Source organism: Halodesulfovibrio oceani subsp. galateae (assembly GCF_055397225.1).
Genome location: NZ_AP042453.1, coordinates 2,999,837 through 3,020,499 on the forward strand (window position 1 = coordinate 2,999,837; position 20,663 = coordinate 3,020,499).

Sequence of the window (20,663 nt, forward strand, 5' to 3'; positions counted from 1 at the left end):
TGAACTTTCCGTAAACAACCATTGTTTGTGTACTCATTTTGTTGTAAAAGGAGCGACGATGTTATAGGTGTCTGATATTTAAGACATGATAACCACCTTGATTTGCGAGCAAAAGTATTTTGAACCTGCGAGAAATCGTATAATATTGCGTGCGTTAGTCTTGGTGAGTCTTTTTTTTCAGACAAAAACGTGATTCTTGAAATTCCATCAAACGGTCTACTCCGGCATGTGCCTGATTATACTGGGCTTATCAAAAATCACACAAGTGGCATATCTTTTGTATTGGTTAATCCGATCACCCTGTTTTTTCCTATCGCGGAATGTGGGGCGGGGATAAACCCGCATTCCTAGCAATACAATAGTAACGCACGGTAAGGAAAAGGCAGGTCAGCATGACCCACATGCTTTCAGGCTACATAAAGGAGTTACTCTAATGGCCAAGATTATGAAAACAATGGATGGTAACACTGCTGCCGCGCATATCGCGTACGCACTGAGTGACACGGCTGCGATCTACCCGATCACTCCATCATCCAACATGGCAGAAGCTGCAGACGACTGGGCTGCTGCCGGCAAAACAAACATTTTTGACCAGACAGTTTCCGTCCGTCAGCTTCAGTCCGAAGCTGGTGCGGCTGGCGCGGTACACGGCTGTCTCGCAGCAGGCGCGCTGACTTCTACATTTACAGCGTCTCAGGGCCTTCTGCTCATGATTCCTAACATGTACAAAATTGCTGGTGAGCTTCTCCCTGGCGTTTTCCATGTATCTGCACGTGCTCTCGCTTCACATGCACTCTCCATCTTCGGTGACCATCAGGACGTAATGGCTTGTCGTCAGACTGGCTTTGCTTTCTTATGTTCCAACTCCGTTCAGGAAGCTATGGACATGGCTCTCGTTGCTCACCTTGCAGCAATCGAAACCAGCGTTCCTTTCTGTCACTTCTTCGACGGTTTCCGTACTTCTCATGAGCTCCAGAAAATTGAAGTTATCGACTACGAAGACATCAAAAAAGTAGTTAACTTCGAGAAAATTGAAGCTTTCCGTCAGAACGCAATGAATCCTGAGCACCCGCATCTTCGTGGTACCGCTCAGAACCCAGATATTTACTTCCAGGCACGTGAAGCTTGCAACACATTCTACGATGCTATTCCTGAAGCAGTTATCGATGCAATGGCTAAAGTTGAAAGCATCACCGGCCGTTCCTACAAACCTTTTGAGTTCGTTGGTCACGAAAACGCAGAACGCGTAATCGTGTGTATGGGCTCCGGTAACGAAGCTATTGAAGAAGTAGTTAACTACCTTACCGAAAAAGGTGAAAAAGTAGGCCTTCTTAAAGTTCGTCTTTACCGTCCGTTCTCCATCAAGCACATGCTCGAAGTTATTCCTGCTTCTGCAGAAATCTTCACCGTACTTGATCGTACTAAAGAACCTGGTTCTATCGGCGATCCTCTTTACCTTGACATCTGTGCAGCATTTAAAGAACACGGCGAAATGCCAGTGATTCTTTCCGGCCGCTACGGTCTCGGTTCTAAAGAATTCACTCCTGCTGACGTACTCGCAGTTTACGAGAACATGAAAGTAACCGGTCCTAAAAACCACTTCACTGTTGGTATTAACGACGACGTTACCCGTTCTTCTCTTACTGTTGGTAAAGTACTCGACACCGTACCTGCTGGCACTGTTCAGTGTAAGTTCTTCGGCCTTGGTGCTGATGGTACTGTTGGTGCTAACAAGCAGGCTATCAAAATCATCGGTGACAACACCGACATGTACGCACAGGGTTACTTCGCTTACGACTCCAAAAAGTCCGGCGGCTTCACTGTGTCTCACCTTCGTTTCGGTAACGAAAAGATTCAGTCCACATACCTCGTTAACGCTGCTGACTACGTTGCTTGTCACAAGTCTGCATACGTTAACCAGTATGACCTCCTTGATGGTATCAAGGACGGCGGTATCTTCGTACTGAACTCTAACTGGTCTCCAGAAGAGTTGAACGAACATCTTCCTGCTTCCATGAAGCGCTCACTCGCAGAAAAGAACATCAAGTTCTACAACATTGACGCAGTTAAGATTGCGACTGAAGTAGGTCTTGGCGGTCGCATTAACATGGTTATGCAGACTGCATTCTTTAAGCTTGCTGACGTTATTCCTTTTGAGCAGGCAGTTGCTTACCTTAAAGATTCTATTAAGAAAGCATACGGCAAAAAAGGTGATCACATCGTTAACATGAACGTTCAGGCTGTTGATAAAGCTGCCGGCGCTCTTGTTGAAATCAAAATCCCTGCTGACTGGGCTACCGCATCTGATGCTTGTGCAACAGAAGGCGAAGCTCCAGAATTCATTACCAACGTTGTACGTCCTATCCTTGCTCAGAACGGTGACAAACTTCCTGTTTCCGCTTTCGAACCAGACGGACTCTTCCCAGTTGGTACTGCAGCATTTGAAAAACGTGGCGTAGCTATCCTCGTACCAGAATGGGTACAGGACAACTGCATTCAGTGTAACCGCTGTGCTTACGTTTGTCCTCACGCTGCAATTCGCCCAGTACTCGCTACTGAAGCAGAACTCGCAGATGCTCCTGCTACCTTCACTACTCTCGATGCTAAAGGCAAAGAAGTAAAAGGTCTCCAGTACCGCATCCAGGTTTACGCAGAAGACTGCCTCGGTTGTGGTTCTTGTGCGAACGTTTGTCCTGCTAAAGAAAAAGCACTCGTTATGAAACCGATCGAGACTCAGCTCGACGATCAGATTTCTAACCTTGCTTTCGCAGAAGAAGCGATTGAAATTAAAGACTCCATCATGACCCGTGATTCACTCAAAGGCTCTCAGTTCCAGCAGCCCCTGATGGAATTCTCCGGCGCATGTGCTGGTTGTGGTGAAACACCATACGTTAAGCTTCTCACACAGATGTTTGGCGAACGTATGATCATTGCAAACGCAACTGGTTGTTCTTCAATTTGGGGTGCATCTGCACCTACCACCCCGTACACTGTAAACAAAAACGGTCACGGTCCTGCTTGGGGTAACTCCCTCTTCGAGGATGCTGCTGAATTTGGTTACGGTATGGGCATGGCTTACACACAGCGTCGCAACAAACTTGAAGACGTTGTTAAAAAAGCTATCGACACTGTTGAAAACGCACAGTTCAAAGGTGCTCTTGAAGCTTGGATCGAAGTTAAAGATCAGGGCGAAGCATCTGCTGAAGCTGGCGAAGAAATCCTCGCACTTATCGAAGCTGGTATTGATCACAGTGCTGCTGCACATGAGATTTACCACATGGCTGACCTTCTCACCAAAAAATCCGTATGGGTATTCGGTGGTGACGGCTGGGCATACGACATCGGCTTCGGCGGTGTAGACCATGTTCTCGCTTCCGGCGAAGACATCAACATTCTCGTAATGGATACCGAAGTGTACTCCAACACCGGTGGTCAGTCTTCAAAAGCTACCCCACTCGGCTCCATCGCGAAAATGGCAGCTTCCGGTAAGAAAGTAGGTAAAAAAGACCTCGGCCTTATCGCAATGTCTTACGGCTACGTTTACGTTGCATCCGTTTCTATGGGCGCAAACATGAACCAGGTTCTGAAAGCATTTAAAGAAGCTGAAGCATTCGACGGTCCGTCCATCGTTATCTGTTACGCACCTTGTATTAACCAGGGTATCCGTAAAGGTATGGGCAAATCCATCGAAGAAGAAAAAATCGCAGTTGAAACTGGTTACTGGCCGCTTTACCGCTACAACCCAGTTCTCGCTGACGAAGGTAAAAACCCATTCATGTACGAATCTAAAACACCTAACGGTGACATGCAGGCGTTCCTTTCCGGTGAAAACCGCTACGCTCTGCTTGAAAAGATCGCACCTGAAGAATCTAAGCGCCTCCGCGCTCAGATTGAGGAAGATTACCTCAAACGTCACCAGTACTTCCAGACCCTGAGCGACCTTCCTGGTATCGCAGTAGCTCCTGTTGAAGCAGCTAACGACACCGTTGAAGCAGCTTCTGCTGAGCATTGTGAAATGCCACAGGACGCAGAAACATCAGGCAAAGAAGGCACAGGCGACGCTTGTGACGACGGCCGCGACGCTAAATAGCATCGTAGCTAACTAAGCTGTTAAAGGTTCCCGGCAAGGGAGCGGAAGCCCGACCCGGGAACCTTTTTATTCAATCGTATCCGTTTTAATGGTGGATAAACGGATACGGTTGCTAACAACCTAAATGAGGAGCGTTTTATTATGTTGGCGATGTTTGCTATTTTGCCTATTCTGGCAGCTCTTATTTTGATGGTAGGCCTTCGCTGGCCTGCAACTAAGGCTATGCCTGTTGCTTGGGCATGTGCTGTTCTTGGTGCTATGGCTGGTTGGGGACTTGATGCAAGCTACGTAGCTGCAATGTCCTTCCACGGTCTTATCACAGCAATCTCCGTACTGATCATTGTTTTTGGTGCGATTCTTATTCTTTACACACTGCAGTACAGCGGTGGTATGGAAACTATTCAGTACGGTATGCAGCAGATTTCCGGTGACCGCCGCGTTCAGGCAATCATCATCGGTTTCATGTTCGCAGCTTTCATCGAAGGCGCGGCAGGATTTGGTACACCAGCTGCTCTGGCTGCACCTCTGCTCCTCTCTCTCGGCTTCCCGCCGCTTGCAGCAGCAGTTCTCTGTCTCGTATTTAACTCTTTCCCAGTAACTTTCGGTGCTGTTGGTACTCCGGTTATTCTCGGTCTTAAATACGTTCGTCCACTCGTAGACCAGGCTGTTGCCGCTGGCATCCCAGGTCTCAACTTTGCATCTGCTGATCAGTTCAATGCTGTAATCGGCCAGTGGGCAACTGTTTTCAACACACCTATGATTTACATCCTTCCTATTTTCATGCTTGGTTTCATCACCCGTTACTTCGGGCCGAACCGCAGCTGGAAAGAAGGCTTTGGCGCATGGAAATTCTGTCTCTTTGCATCTACAGCATTCCTCGTACCTTACCTCTCATTCGCGTGGCTCGTAGGTCCTGAGTTCCCATCCCTTATCGGTGGTCTCGTAGGTCTCGGTATTATCATTCTTGGTGCTAAAAACGGTTTCTGCATGCCTAAAGATCACTTTGACTTTGGTGATCACAACAAATGGGATCCAGAATGGACTGGCGATATGAAAGGCGGCGGTTCAACCGACTTTACTGCTCATATGTCTCAGTTCCGTGCATGGCTTCCTTACATTCTTATCGGTGCGATCCTCGTTATCACCCGTATTCCAGAACTCGGCCTTAAAGGCATGCTCGCAGGCGTATCTATCGGATTCGACGCTGGCTTCCTTGGTCACCCTGAAATTAAAAACGCTATTAAATACCTCTACCTGCCAGGTACCATTCCATTCGTACTTGTTGCTATCATCACCATCGGCCTCCACGGCATGAGTGGCGAGAACACCAAGAAAGCTTGGACTGAAGCTATCGCTAAGATGAAGAACCCTGCCATCGCTCTCGTATTCGCAGTAGCATTGGTATCTATCTTCCGTCTTTCCGCTAACAACCCTGCAGGTCTTCCTTCCATGCCTCTGGCATTGGCGGAAGTTGCAGCTAACATCTTCGGTGGTGCATGGCCTATGTTTGCATCCTTCGTTGGTGGCTTAGGTGCATTTATTACCGGTTCCAACACCGTATCTGACCTTCTCTTCGCTGAATTCCAGTGGGGAATGGCAACTCAGCTTGACTTACCTCGTCAGCTTATCGTTGCTGCTCAGGCAGTTGGTGGTGGCATGGGTAACATGGTTTGTATCCATAACATCGTTGCAGCTTGTGCAGTTGTAGGCCTCTCCGGTCGTGAAGGCGCCATCCTTCGCCGTACCGCTGGTCCTTTCCTCCTGTACGGTATCGTAGTTGGTATCATGGTATCAGCTTGCATCGTAATGTTCCCGACCCTCTTCTAGAGTATACATTGCCGGAGACAGTCCCTGCGGCTGTCTCCAGCTTTTCTTGCTAGTGTATTGAAGAACGGGGCTACTGCGGAAGTGTGCCCCGTTTTTTAAAAGGTACGGTCAGTCTGTTTGTTGCCGGTTTATTGTGAACAGACTGTTACCGATTTAGACAACATGATTATTGAGGAGAACTCCGTGATTAGTGCGTCATTGACTAAAGAATTTGAAGCCGTAGTAGGCAGTGAAAACGTATTTACTTCAGAGCCAGAGCGCCAGGCATACTCTTATGACTCCGCTGTGCTCGATCCTGTAACCCCTGCATTGGTTGTTCGCCCGACCAATTCTGAAGAACTGGGCAAAGTTATCGCTCTTTGTAACGAAAACAACTGTCCTATTACCGTTCGCGGTGCTGGCACTAACCTTTCCGGTGGTACCATCCCTGACAAACGTAACGGCATTGTTGTTCTCACCAACGGCTTGAACAAGATCCTCGAAATTAACGAAGAAGATCTTTACGCTGTAGTTCAGCCTGGTGTTGTTACAGCTCAGTTTGCGCAGGCAGTTGCAAAACGCGGCCTGTTCTACCCTCCAGATCCGGGTTCACAGGCTGTTTCCACTATCGGTGGTAACGTAGCAGAAAACGCCGGTGGCCTTCGTGGTCTCAAATACGGCGTAACTAAAGACTACGTTATGGGCATGGACTTTTTTGATGTTAACGGTCAGCTCGTTAAAACTGGTTCCCGTACTGTTAAGTGCGTAACCGGCTACAACCTTGCTGGTCTTATGGCTGCTTCTGAAGGCACCCTTGGTGTATTCAACGAAATCATCCTCAAACTTACTCCGCCACCAGCAGCTTCTAAAGCTATGATGGCTGTATTTGACGATGTTAACAAAGCTTCTGAAGCTGTTGCTTCCATCATCGCTGCACACGTTGTTCCTTGTACTCTCGAGTTCATGGATCAGGCAGCTCTTAAGCACGTTGAAGCATACACCAAAGCTGGTCTTCCTGTAGAAGCAGCTGCTATTCTTCTTATCGAAGTAGATGGCCACCCGGGTCAGGTAGCAGACGAAGCCGCTCTCGTTGAAAAATGTCTTACTAAATCTGGCGCAACCGCTGTTCACGTTGCAAAAGATGCTGATGAGAAATTTAAACTGTGGGAAGCTCGTCGTAACGCGCTGCCAGCTCTTGCTCGCGCAAAGCCGACCACTGTTCTTGAAGATGCTACAGTGCCTCGCTCCCAGATTCCTGCAATGGTTGCAGCAATCAACGACATCGCAAAGAAATACGACCTTGCAATCGGTACTTTCGGCCACGCTGGCGATGGTAACCTGCACCCTACTATTCTTTGTGACCGTCGCGATGAAAAAGAATTCCACCGTGTAGAAGAAGCTGTTGATAACATCTTTGATGTAGCTCTTTCTCTCAAAGGGACTCTTTCCGGCGAGCACGGTATCGGCATGGCGAAATCTAAGTGGATGGAAAAGGAAACTTCCCGCGCAACTATTGACTACTCTCTCAATATGAAGCGTGCGATCGATCCTAACAACATCCTTAACCCTGGCAAAATCATCGCGGGTTAGTAATATGTCAGCAGATCTTACTAAATTAGCGAAGCTCCTTCAGGAGCTGGACGACCAGATGGTTGCTTGCATGAAGTGCGGCATGTGTCAGGCTGTATGTCCAGTTTTCTCCGAAACTATGAGGGAGTCTGACGTAACCCGTGGTAAAATTGCCCTGCTCGAGCGTCTTGCAGCAGAACTTATTAACGACGCAGAAGGCGTTCAGGAAGCTCTGAACCGTTGTCTGCTTTGTGGTTCTTGCGGCGCTAACTGCCCATCCGGCGTACAAATCAGTGATATCTTCATTAAGGCTCGTAGCATCGTTAACGAGTACATGGGCCTTTCCCCAGTGAAGAAAATGGTACTGCGCGGTATGGTTGGTAACCCTAAGTTATTCAACATGCTTCTTGATTTCGGTTCTAAATTCCAGAACCTTATGACTTCAAAAGCATCTGAAACTCAGGCTACCCGTAAAGCACCTTTGCTCGAGCCATTTATCGGTAACCGTCATTTTAATCCGGTTGCTACTAAATCCCTGCACGCTAAATACGGAACTATTGATACTCCTGCCGGAAAATCCGGTCTCCGAGTTCTTTTCTTCCCGGGTTGTGTAGCAGATAAAATGTACACCAACATGGGTGAAGCATGCCTTAAAGTATTCAAACACCACGGCGTTGGCGTTTGGATGCCTGCAACACAGGCATGTTGTGGTATCCCTGCTCTTTCAGCAGGCGATAAAGCAGCCTATGACAAGATGGTAAAATACAATGCGGAAATCTTTGCAGAGGGCGAGTACGATTATATTATCGCCCCTTGCGGTTCCTGTATTTCCACCATCATGAAATACTGGCCTAAGTACGGTACAGAGTACCCGGCCGACGTACAGAAAAAAATTGAAAAGATTGCCGCTAAGGCAATGGATATCAACGAATTCCTCGTTGACGTCCTTGGTGTTAAGCCGGAAGGCGAAACTCCTAAAGGCGGAAAAAAGGTAACCTTCCATGACTCTTGTCACCTTAAGAAGGGCCTCGGCGTAGCTGAACAGCCACGCGACCTTATCCGCATGAATAACAACTACGAATTGGTAGAAATGGACGAAGCTGACCGTTGCTGTGGATGTGGCGGTACCTTTACATTATACCATTACGATCTTTCTAAAAAGATCGGTGGACGTAAGCGTAACAACATTGTTGATACCGGTGCTCAGATTGTATCAACAGGCTGTCCAGCTTGTATGATGCAGATGAACGATATGCTTTCACAAAACCGCGACGACGTGGAAGTGAAGCATAGCATCGAACTCTACGCTGAAACCCTGTAGTCGCTTAGCGATTTATGGTTCGGTGACGAAGTCCTGAACTTACAGACTGAAACAAATCCGTACATTGCCTATCTGGTATCGTTCGGTCTTCTACGCAAGTCACTCTGCGTAAAGGCTTGAATTTTATACCGCAATAGCGCAGTGTACGGGTTTGTCATCGGTCTGCAGAAAGTATCCTTCAGAAAGCGGTTCTGGGGATGCAGGTTCGATAAAATTGGCTAGTATCAGTGGATATGCAAGGAGTCCTCGTGTCCCATAACCTTTACATTACAGCTACCGAAGCAAGAACAGGTAAATCTGCTGTTGTCCTCGGCATGACGCAATTGCTCACCAAAGACATCAGAAAAGTTGCGTTCTTCCGCCCGATCATCAACGATGATGAAAATGGCAAAAAAGACCACGATATTAACCTCATTCTTGAATACTTCGGCATGGATATCCCATATGAGGATACCTACGCGTACACCCTCAATCAGGCTCGTGAACTGATCAATAACGGTCAGCGTTCCATCCTGCTTGAGAATATCCTGAACAAATACACCCAGCTTGCCAACAAATACGATTTTGTTCTTTGCGAAGGAACTGACTTCCTTGGTAAAGATGCAGCTTTCGAATTCGATCTCAACGCAGACATTGCCGCTAACTTAGGCTCTCCTGTTCTTGTTGTTATCAACGGCCAGAAACAGGACTGTGAAGAAATTATCAGTTCTACCAAGCTCACACTCGATTCCCTTGAAGACAAAGGACTCGACATTGTTGCTGCTGTTATCAACCGTGCAGAAGTAACTTCCGAGCATTGCGCTGACATCATTTCCCAGGTCGCTACTAAAGATGATGCTGATAAAGCACTTGCTGTCTACATCATCCCTGAAGACCCTACCCTGAGCAAACCAACCATGAAAGACGTGGCTGAGTGGCTCGACGGTGAAGTTGTTTACGGTCAGGATCGCCTTGATACTCGTGTTGACGACCTGTGCATTGCCGCAATGCAGATTGGCAACTTCCTCGATTACGTAAAAGAAGCCAGCCTCGTTATCACCCCTGGTGACCGTTCTGACATCATCATTGCTACTCTCGCATCCCGTATGTCTTCCGCGTACCCGGATATCTCCGGTATCGTACTGACCGGTGGTCTTGAAATGGCAAAGAATGTTCGTCGCCTCGTAGAAGGCTGGTCTGCTGCTCCGATTCCTGTAATCAGCGTAAAACAGCACACCTACCTTGCTATTCAGGCTCTCAACCAGCTTTACGGACGCATCGACCCGCAGGACAGCCGCCGCGTTGCAACTGCTCTCGGTATTTTCGAAGACAACGTAGACACAGCGGAAGTTTCCCGTCGCGTTATCTCCCGTAAATCTGAAAAAATTACTCCGAAGATGTTTGAATTTAACCTTATCCAGAAGGCTAAATCCAACAAAATGCGTATTGTTCTCCCTGAAGGCCAGGAAGAGCGCATTTTGCGTGCGGCAGAAATGCTCAACCGTCGCGGTGTTGCAGAAATCATTCTCCTCGGCAACCTTGAGGTTGTTAAGCAGAAAATTTCTGATTTAGGTCTTCAGCTTTCTGATGTTACCATTATTCAGCCGGAACTTGCCCCTGAATTTGAAGACTACGTAGCAACCTACTTCGAGGCACGTAAAAAGAAAGGCATCAGCATGGAGCACGCTCGTGACACCATGTGTGATACCACTTACTACGGCACCATGATGGTTAAAAAAGGCGATGCAGACGGCATGGTATCCGGTGCGGTTAACACCACTGCCCACACAATCCGCCCTGCGTTTGAGTTTATTAAAACCAAACCGGAAGCTTCTATTGTTTCTTCCGTATTCCTCATGTGCCTGAAAGATCGTGTTCTCGTATTCGGTGACTGCGCCGTTAACCCGAACCCTACATCTGACCAGCTTGCTGAAATTGCAATTGGTTCTGCTGACACTGCACGCATCTTCAATGTAGACCCACGCATTGCAATGCTTTCCTACTCTACTGGTTCTTCCGGTAAAGGTGCAGACGTAGAAAAAGTTATTGAAGCAACAAAAATTGCAAAAGAACGCGCTCCTCATCTCATGTTGGAAGGCCCAATCCAGTATGATGCTGCGATCGATGCAGACGTTGCTGCTACTAAGCTTCCTGATTCAGAAGTTGCCGGTCAGGCCACTGTATTTATCTTCCCTGATCTCAACACTGGCAACAACACTTACAAGGCTGTACAGCGAGCTGCAAATGCCGTAGCAATCGGTCCAGTCTTGCAGGGACTCAATAAGCCTGTTAACGACTTATCTCGCGGTTGCACCGTAGCAGATATTGTAAACACTGTTGCCATTACAGCAATTCAGGCACAGGCAGAAAAAGGGCTTATCTAGCCAAGCCATTTTAAAGGATAAAATAGATGAACGTACTCGTAATTAACTCCGGCTCTTCTTCTCTTAAATTTCAGTTGATCAATATGGAAAACGAAACCGCACTTTGTTCCGGTCTCGTAGAACGTATCGGTCAGGATATGAGTAAGCTTGTTAACAAGCTCGCTCCAGATACAGACAACGAACGCAAAGTTGTTATCGACGAACCGTTTGCAGATCATGAAACTGCTATGAAACGTGTTGTTGAACTTCTTACAGACGAAAACGACGGCGTAATCAAAGACAAATCTGAGATCAACGCAATCGGTCACCGTGTACTCCTCGGTGGCGAAGAGATCAAAGAATCCGTTAAAGTAACTGACGAAGTAAAAGATATCATTCGCAAATACATTCCACTCGGTCCTTTGCACAACCCTGCAAACCTTGCTGGTATTGAAGTTTGTGAACATCTTTTCCCAGGCACTCCTAACGTTGGTGTTTTCGATACTGAATTCCACCAGACCATGCCTGAGAAAGCATTCCTCTACCCGCTTCCTTACGACCTTTACGAAGATCTCAAAATCCGTCGTTACGGTTTCCACGGTACTTCCCACCGTTTCGTTGCTAAACAGGCAGCTAAATTCCTCGGTAAAGCACCTGAAGACCTTAACCTCGTTATTTGTCACCTCGGTAACGGCTGCTCCATGTCTGCTGTTAAAGCAGGCAAATGCGTTGACACCACCATGGGCATCACACCTCTCGAAGGCCTCATGATGGGTACCCGTTGTGGCGATATCGACCCTGCACTCGTTCCTTTCATCATGGACCGTAAAGGTCTCACTGGTGCAGAAATGGATACACTCATGAACAAAGAATCCGGTCTCTACGGTATCTGCGGCATGAGCGATATGCGTGACATCCACGCAGCAGTAGACGCAGGTAACGAAAAAGCAAAAACAGCTCTCGACATGTTCGTTTACCGCATCAAGAAATACGTTGGTTCTTTCATTGCTGCACTCGGCAAAGTTGACGCTATCGTATTTACCGCTGGTATCGGCGAAAATGACGAAATCGTTCGCGAAATGGTTTGTGCTGACATGGACCTCTTCGGTATCAACATTGATCTCAAAGAAAACAATACCCGTCGCGGTACTGAACGTTCTTTGAACGACGGTGGTAAAACTGAAGTTCTTATTATCCCAACAAACGAAGAACTCGAAATCGCTCAGGCTACTGTAAAAGTACTCGCCTAGTATTTCAGTTTATTTGCGATAAAAATCCGGAGCAGAAACGTGCCGGTTTCTGCTCCGGCATTTGCCATTTTGCCGAAAGAGGTATATCCCGAAGCATCTTCGGAGGGAATACATGATCGGAATTTACATAGGTTCTACAGACGCATTTGCGGGTAAAAATATTGTATTGATGGCCTTAGGGCTGGAAATGCAACGACGCGGCATGCGTGTGGGTTATATGAAGCCTGTGGGGTCACTTCCCAAACGAGTAGATGATGTTTTCGGAGATGAGGACGCCATCGTCATCCAGGAACTTCTCGGTCTAGAGATTTCTCCGGATATACTTACGCCGGTAATTATTCCAAACAACCTGAGAGCCACTACCCTCTCAGATGAAACAGACGCTTTGGCTGCCATCCAAAGTGCCTACAACACCATTTCCAAAGACAAAGACGTTATGCTCGTCGGCGGTTGTGGATCCATCCAGTATACCGGAACCCATAGGGGTGTGGATGGGATTACACTGTCGAAGACGCTAAGATTAAAAACATTACTCGTTGATCGTTATCGCCGGGACAGGCTCAATTATGATGCTATTCTCAATATCAAAAATACGCTCGGCGACGATATGCTCGGAGTACTGTTTAACGACGTACCGGAAGATTTTTCACGCGATACTGAAGACATCCTTGTTCCTTTCTTAGAAAAGAACGACGTCGATGTATTCGGAACGGTCCCACGCGACCCTATGCTTAACGCTATTAAAGCATCAGAACTCGCATGGCGCCTTAAAGGAAAAATTATTTCAGGTAATTCACAATCCCAGCGGATAATTCAAAGCTTCTTGATTGGTACAATGCAGGTGGAAAACTTCATGACATATTTCCGCCAGTCATCCAATCTTGCCACCATTGTTGGTGGTGACAGAACAGACTTACAGCTTATCGCTATGGAAGGTGGCTGCCCTTGTCTTATCGTGACAGGCAACATTACTCCTAACGAGATTGTACGTGCTCGTTCCGAACAGCTTGGTGTGCCTGTTATTCAGGTTTCAGATGATACATATACTGTCGCAAGACGTATGGAACTCATTTTGAACAGCCAAAAACTTCGTGAACTGGTTAAAATTAAACGCGGCGCTGAACTTGTTGATAACGCGTTTAACTACAATAGGCTTTGTCGAAAACTGTCTGAGAAGTCAGAATAGCATTACGCCCAGCCAGCCGAATCAGTTGCCACAAATCAAGTACGGATTGCATTACTGCATATGCATTTCTTTTCTGCTGTCATTCTAGAACACAGTAGAAAAGTTGAGTGTACCGTACGAGCAAAGCATACTTGTTGCCGCTTTGCTGAATTTGTCCGGAAGACCGAATTCTGTACGACATTCATCCGATGAGGAGATTCACAACCATTACGGTTGCTGTTCTGCATACACCAAAACCGCCTGATTTATTTCAGGATGCAGCGGTGAAGGGTATGTCCAGCGGTGTTCTTTGGAACGCCATAGTCTCAGGAGTGTCACATGAGCGACCTGAAAAAGCTTTTTACTGAAAAAGCAGAACTGGTAGCGGCTAAAGTTACCAGCATCAAATCCATGGATGAAGCATTTGCATACGCTGCAAAGTATGTTGCTGAAAAAAGTCCATGCGAACTTCTTATTCCTTCCAGCCCAGACGCAGCACAGCCAGAATTTTCTGATGAAAAGATCTTGGCTGCACCAGAACTTTCCGATGACCAGTACGCAGCTCTCGCAAAAGCTTGTGAAGGCACCAGCGTAAAACTCATCAAATCCGGCATGCGCGGCCACATGGCTGGCATCGACGCAGGATTTACCATTGCTGACGGCGGCCTGTGCGACACAGGTTCCATTGTTCAGCAGTCCAACGGAGAAGAACTGCGCCTCGCTACTATGGTTTCCGAAACACACATCGCTGTGCTTTCTGTTGCCAGTTTGTACGAGGACTCCATCGCAGCAGAGAAACTTCTGCTCGAACTGATGGACGGCGTTGCTTACACCGCATTCATCACTGGCCCAAGCCGTACAGCTGACATCGAACGCACACTTGCTATCGGTGCACACGGCCCACTCGAACTCCACATTCTTCTCCTGGAGGACTAATCATGCATAACGCTAATAATCTTAAAGAATACCGCGAAGACATGCAGGAAGCTCTTGATAACGAATTTCTGCGTAAATCCATGGACGCATTTGCAGTCGGTTACCGTATCAACCGTGCAAAGGCTTTTGCAGATATCAATGAGCCAGTTCTCATCAAAAAAATTGCTGATTGCAAAGACTACGCTGTAAAAAACAACGCAGCTCTTTTGAAGCAGTTCACCGAAGAAGCTGAAAAACGCGGTGTGCATGTTCACCTTGCAAAAGATGCTGAAGAAGCTAACGCTCTGATCGCTAAAATTGCAAAAGACAACAATGTTAAGAAAATCATCAAGTCAAAATCCATGACCTCTGAAGAAACACTTCTTAACCACTACCTCGAAGACGAGAAGTACGAAGTTGTTGAAACTGACCTTGGTGAATGGATCATTCAGATGCGTCATGAGGGTCCATCCCACATGGTTATGCCTGCGATTCACCTTTCCCGTTATCAGGTACAGGATCTGTTCTCCGCAAGAACCGGTCGCGAGCTTGAGCCGGACCCTGAAAAACTGACCAAAGTTGCACGTCAGGAATTACGTCGTGATTTTGCTGATGCAGACATGGGTATCTCCGGTGCTAACTTCTGTGTTGCAGAAAACGGCCACATCGGTATCGCAACTAACGAAGGTAACGCACGTCTGACCACTACTGCACCACGTATTCACGTTGCAATCGCTGGTATCGACAAACTCGTTCCTAAACTTACTGACGCTCTTACCGCGCTGAAAGTTCTTCCACGTAACGCAACTGGTCAGACTCTGACCTCTTACGTAACTTGGATCGGTGGTGCGAACGAATGCGCAATCGCAGAAGACCAGAAAAAAGAAATGCACATCGTATTCCTTGATAACGGTCGTTCTAAAATTGCTGAAGATGAAATGTTCTCTCAGATTTTCCGCTGCGTACGCTGTGGTGCTTGTGCGAACGTTTGTCCTGTTTACCGTCTTGTTGGCGGTCACAAAATGGGTCACATCTACATTGGCGCAATCGGCCTCATTCTTACTTACTTCTTCCACGGTGAAGAAAAAGCAAAGAACCTCGTACACAACTGTATCAACTGCGGTGCTTGTAAAAGCATTTGTGCAGGTGGCATCGATCTGCCGGGTCTTATTAAAGAACTCCGTGCACGCATCAACCAGGACAGCGGAATGCCTATTGAGACTACCCTTCTTGGTAAAGTTCTCAAAAACCGCAAACTGTTCCACTCCCTGCTTCGCTTTGGTAAATGGGCTCAGACACCTATGAAAAAAGGTCCATACCTGCGCCACTTACCACTCATGTTTATGAAAGATCAGGGCTTCCGTTCTTTCCCGACTATTGCAGATAAACCGTTCCGTGATCGCTTCAGCGAAATCAAGCCAATGGTACACAACCCTAAACACCGTGTTGCTCTTTTCTCCGGCTGTGTTCAGGATTTTGTATACCCAGAGCAGATGGAAGCAGCAGTAAAAGTTATGGCTCGCCATAACGTTGCTATCGACTACCCAATGGAGCAGAGCTGTTGTGGTCTTCCAGTGCAGATGATGGGTGAAAAACAGGTTACCATCGACGTTGCTAAACAGAACGTTGATGCTTTTGAAGGCACTAACTGCGATTACATCGTAACTCTCTGTGCTTCCTGTGCTTCCCACTTGAAAGAAAGCTACGTTGAACTGCTTGAAAGCGACCGTGATTACAAAGAAAAGGTAAAACGTTTCTCTGCTAAGATCATCGACTTCTCATCTTACGTTCATGATGTTCTCGGTGTTACCACTGACGACTTCAACAAATCTGACGAAAAAGTTGCATACCACTCATCTTGTCACCTTTGTCGTGAACTCAAAGTAATTGAGCAGCCTCGTAACCTTATCGACATGGCTGGCGAATACGCTCCTTCCGCAGAAGAAGATGTTTGTTGTGGCTTTGGCGGTACATTTACCGTTAAATTCCCAGAACTTTCCTCTACCCTTCTGGATAAAAAACTCACCAACATTGAAGCAACTAAAGCAAAACGCCTTGTTGCTGACTGCCCGGGTTGTCTCCTGCACCTGCGCGGTGGTTCCAATGTCCGTGATAACGGCATGAAAGTAACTCACATTGCTGAGCTTCTTGCAGAAAACCTTAAGTAATCTGCAACACTTTCTCCAGTTACCTATAAAGAAGGGCGCTTATGCGCCCTTCTTTTTTTATGCAGTTGCACTGTAATATTCACGTCAAATACTCAAATCAAACGTATCATATGTGCAAGCATTCACTTACTCACTTTTAGTTGCTCTTTCTGCGTGCGCACCAAACTCTAACATTTCCCTAACGTAGGCTGTTAACCAGTCTCTATAATTACCTATAATAACAATAACAAACAGCTCAAAACACAAGTCAGCAATAACAACTTACTGTTTTGTTTACATGTTTTTTCAAAGCAGTCATTAACATTAGCTCTACCCTGCCGATAAGAATGTATCCACCGTACGATATGGACTTATTACTCAAGGGGGCTACATGTTTAGGAAGATTACAATTAAGGCAAGAGTATTTCTACTTCTTACAGTTTTTCTGTTGTTCATTTTAGGAATACTTCTGTTTAATGCTCGCTCAACAATGCAATCAAATGACGACGCAGTTCTCCACTTGCAAGAAGTTATGCTTAATGGAGAAAAAGAAACACTTAAAGTCGCAACACATTCTTTAGCACTCGCCATTAGCTCCCAACTCTCTGGAATAAGTGATAAAGAAACACAGTATAGCATTATGCAAAATACAGTGGAAAAACCTCGTTTTAAGAAAGATAGTTCAGGATATTTTTTCATTTACGAGGGCACAACCAACGTCGCATTACCGACCAAAAAGTCTCTTATTGGTAAAGATCTTGGTCAGGTAAAAGATAAAAACGGCGTATACTTTGTTCGAGAATTAAAAAATGCTGCTGCTTCCGGTGGCAATTTTGTACAATACGTTTTCAACAAACCGGGAAAAGGCGACCAGCCGAAACTTGCTTATGCTGAAATGATCAAAGGAACGCCTTATTGGATTGGAACAGGCGTTTACATCGATAACATCGAAAAGCATAAGCAAATGCTTCAAAATCAATTTGATAGCGCCATGAAAAAGAACATGCTTTTCCAGATGACTATCATTGGCATTATTCTTTTACTCGGATTCGCTCCATTCTGTCTTTTCCTTGTTCGTTCTATCGTTACTCCAGTCTTACAGGCGAACAAGGTTGCTCAGGAAATTGCACACGGAAATCTTAATGTCACAATCGAGACTGAAGGGAATGACGAAATCGCTGATTTGCAAGCATCCCTTACTATCATGGCAGAAACATTACGTGAAAACGTTAATGACATGGCAGTTAAAGAAAAAGAAGCAAACCGGCAGGCAGCAATCGCTCGCGAGGCAGCAGCACGAGCTGAAGAAGCAATGCAGCAAGCATCAGTTGCTACAAGCGAAGGTATTAACACCGCAGCAGAGCGTCTTACTGGTTTGGTAGGCAGTATTAACGCCAGCTCAACAGACCTTGCGGCCACAAGTCGTCAGCTTGAAAAAGGGGCAGATGTTCAGCTCACACGTATCAGTGAAACTGCAACGGCAATGGAAGAAATGAACGCGACCGTGCTTGAAGTTGCCCGCAATGCAAGCGATGCAGCAGAACGTACAGAACGCTCCAGACGTCAGGCCGCAGAAGGTCAGACCGTTGTTAATGACACCATTACTGCTATTACCGATCTGCAAAAAATCACCAGCATTCTACAGAACAACATGAACCAGCTGGGTAAAGAATCTGATGCAATCGGTCAGGTAATGACCATCATTAACGATATTGCTGACCAAACTAACCTGCTCGCACTTAACGCAGCAATCGAAGCAGCCCGCGCAGGCGATGCAGGCCGTGGTTTTGCTGTTGTTGCGGATGAAGTACGTAAGCTCGCAGAAAAAACCATGGGTGCAACAAGCGAAGTTGGCAGCAGCATCAGCACTATCCAACAGCTTGCACAAAAGAACATCAAAGGCATGGAAGAATCTGCGGAAGCAATGCAATCCACGGCACAGCGTTCACAAGTTTCTGGTGAAATGCTGGAATCTATCGTTGATATGGCCGATGCTGCCGCAGCACAAGTTCAGTCAATCGCAACCGCAGCTGAAGAACAATCAGCAGCATCTGAAGAAATTACACGATCAATTGAAGAAATTAATGCCATTGCGAACGAGTCACGCGCTATGGCTGGCAACGCCGAGCAAAGTGTTTCTGCACTGCACGACGAAGCACGAAATCTTCAGGAGATTATTTACGAACTCAAGGAAGAAGCTGCCAATTAATCTGCGGTAGCTGCAACGCCGTTGGCAAGTCTGCGACGCTTTGTCAGGAGACTATTGCCTCCGGCGGCTGGGCTGAAACTTTTTGCAAAGTTTCCCCCAGACCCCCTTCAAAACTTTTTATTATGCGATGAAATCCCGTAGAAAAATTTTTCGCGCGGCTTCATTTCACTGACTAGAGATATAAAAAAGGCTGTCCCTCATATGAAGGACAGCCTTTTTAATTTTTAGAAAGGTAGTGATGCATAAGCCGCGAGGTTATAAAAACAACGGGTTAACCTCGCAGATAAAAGTTTTAGGAGATTCTTAAGAAGCCCTTTTCCAAAGCGGTAGCTGTTCTCGAGGTACGAGAGATTACAGAAAGCGACAGTGTAACAGGGTTCTTAAGCCGCCGGAACGGTAGCCGTTCTCGAGGTACGAGAGATTACGGAAAGCGATAGCAAAGCGGCAAACACCGTAGGTTCGTCGAAGACTCCTCAAGGGCAAAACCTAGAGCCATATCACAAGACTAAGCCTGATTCATTGCTTCAAAGACTTTGTACAGACCCTGCGTACCAAGGTTCTCGAGTCCTTGAGCTTTTGCAGCTACGTAGAACTGATTAGCCATTGCAAGTCCTGGGAGGGATAAATTCATGTTTGCAGCTTCTTCAAGCGCGATGCCCATGTCTTTTACAAAATGCTTGATGAAGAAACCGGGATCAAAATCTTTTTTGGCGATGCGTCTGCCGAGGTTGTTAATTGACCACGAACCAGCTGCGCCGCTGCCGATCACATCGATCACTTGATCCAAATCCATTCCTGTTTTTGTTGCATAGAGAAGGGACTCAACGGTGCCGATCATTGTTCCTGCAATCAAAATTTGGTTAGCCATTTTGCAGTGTTGTCCTGCTCCGGCTTCGCCCATTCGTTGAATGTTCTTGCCCATTGCTTCAAAAAATGGAAGCATTGTAGCGTATGTTGCGGAATCACCACCAACCATGATTGCCAAAGTGGCTTCGCGTGCGCCTAAGTCTCCACCGGATACTGGTGCATCTAGTGCTGCCATGTTTTTAGTTGCAGCAACTTCTGCAATGCGTTTAGCAAGTGAAGGGGTAGATGTTGTCATATCTACAACAATTGTACCTTCTTTAGCATTTGCAATAACACCGTTTTCTCCAAGGATGACTTCTTCGACATCTTGAGGAAACCCTACAATTGTAAAAACAATATCACTTTTGGCTGCAACTTCAGCTGGTGAACTGCAAAGAGTTGCACCGAGGTCGGTAAGTTCTTTCGCTTTTTCTGCGCTACGATTGTATACGAAGGCAGTGCAACCAGATGTTATCAAATGTTTGCACATTGATTTACCCATTACGCCTGTCCCAATCCACCCAATGCGCTTTGATGCAATACTCATTCATCCTCCGTAACATGCTATAGAGACACTCAATCTTACCTTGATTTTAAAACAATAAATGTATCCCATTGAAACAAATAGAGTTATGGCATAAAGGTAAGACAATTACATAATATTACTTTTTATCGGGTCATAAGATATAATTATATTCTTACGTTACAATGTATTTTATACAATTGCAGCTTGCGTATTTATTTCTATACTTTTTTCTTATATAACCCAAAAGCAATTTACCTGATAACTAACTACTTTCAATCATCACACCAGAGCGCGTAACGCACTCTTTTTCTGTTATCGGGAATCATTTAACAACGTAATATTTACACTTGCTAACCAATGTTGTCCTCCGACATTTACTAAAGCACTTTTTACAATATTCACTTTAGTAATCGGCCCCCTACTGCAACATTGGTATTTTCCCAAAAAACGTGTGTTTTACAGACACGAAACAACATA

General features: G+C 46.3%; 11 protein-coding genes. 10 read left to right on the forward strand and 1 reads right to left on the reverse strand.

What is annotated here, in order from left to right; genetic code table 11:
* The first annotated feature begins 433 nt into the window (after positions 1-433).
* From nifJ to ACZ5V1_RS13380, 10 genes are all read left to right on the forward strand, one after another.
* Complete coding sequence (nifJ, locus tag ACZ5V1_RS13335; protein ID WP_464389262.1) at positions 434-4,090, forward strand: pyruvate:ferredoxin (flavodoxin) oxidoreductase; 3,657 nt, start codon at positions 434-436, stop codon at positions 4,088-4,090.
* Positions 4,091-4,231: 141 nt separating this feature from the next.
* A complete protein-coding gene (locus ACZ5V1_RS13340; protein WP_464389263.1) occupies positions 4,232-5,917 on the forward strand; it encodes an L-lactate permease in 1,686 nt (561 codons plus the stop codon).
* A 183-nt stretch (positions 5,918-6,100) separates the two neighbouring features.
* A complete protein-coding gene (locus tag ACZ5V1_RS13345) occupies positions 6,101-7,486 on the forward strand; it encodes an FAD-binding oxidoreductase (protein ID WP_464389264.1) in 1,386 nt (461 codons plus the stop codon).
* A 4-nt stretch (positions 7,487-7,490) separates the two neighbouring features.
* Entirely contained in the window at positions 7,491-8,786 is a 1,296-nt protein-coding gene (locus ACZ5V1_RS13350; RefSeq protein ID WP_160711683.1) for a (Fe-S)-binding protein, read from the forward strand.
* Between the two features lie 248 nt (positions 8,787-9,034).
* Positions 9,035-11,149 (forward strand): phosphate acetyltransferase, encoded by a 2,115-nt coding sequence (gene pta, locus ACZ5V1_RS13355; RefSeq protein WP_464389265.1) that lies wholly within the window; start codon positions 9,035-9,037, stop codon positions 11,147-11,149.
* 26 nt (positions 11,150-11,175) lie between these two features.
* Entirely contained in the window at positions 11,176-12,378 is a 1,203-nt protein-coding gene (locus ACZ5V1_RS13360; protein ID WP_464389266.1) for an acetate kinase, read from the forward strand.
* Positions 12,379-12,490: 112 nt separating this feature from the next.
* Positions 12,491-13,564, forward strand: a complete 1,074-nt coding sequence (locus ACZ5V1_RS13365; protein ID WP_464389267.1) for a DRTGG domain-containing protein — start codon at positions 12,491-12,493, stop codon at positions 13,562-13,564.
* A gap of 318 nt (positions 13,565-13,882) precedes the next feature.
* Positions 13,883-14,479: a lactate utilization protein gene (locus tag ACZ5V1_RS13370; protein ID WP_464389268.1), complete on the forward strand. Its 597-nt coding sequence runs from the start codon at positions 13,883-13,885 to the stop codon at positions 14,477-14,479.
* Positions 14,480-14,481: 2 nt separating this feature from the next.
* A complete protein-coding gene (gene ldhH, locus ACZ5V1_RS13375; RefSeq protein WP_464389269.1) occupies positions 14,482-16,626 on the forward strand; it encodes an L-lactate dehydrogenase (quinone) large subunit LdhH in 2,145 nt (714 codons plus the stop codon).
* A 370-nt stretch (positions 16,627-16,996) separates the two neighbouring features.
* Positions 16,997-18,814: a methyl-accepting chemotaxis protein gene (locus ACZ5V1_RS13380; protein WP_464389270.1), complete on the forward strand. Its 1,818-nt coding sequence runs from the start codon at positions 16,997-16,999 to the stop codon at positions 18,812-18,814.
* Between the two features lie 505 nt (positions 18,815-19,319).
* On the opposite strand, the gene ACZ5V1_RS13385 is transcribed toward ACZ5V1_RS13380, so the two are convergent.
* Entirely contained in the window at positions 19,320-20,207 is an 888-nt protein-coding gene (locus tag ACZ5V1_RS13385) for an NAD(P)-dependent oxidoreductase (RefSeq protein ID WP_464389271.1), read from the reverse strand.
* Positions 20,208-20,663: the final 456 nt, after the last annotated feature.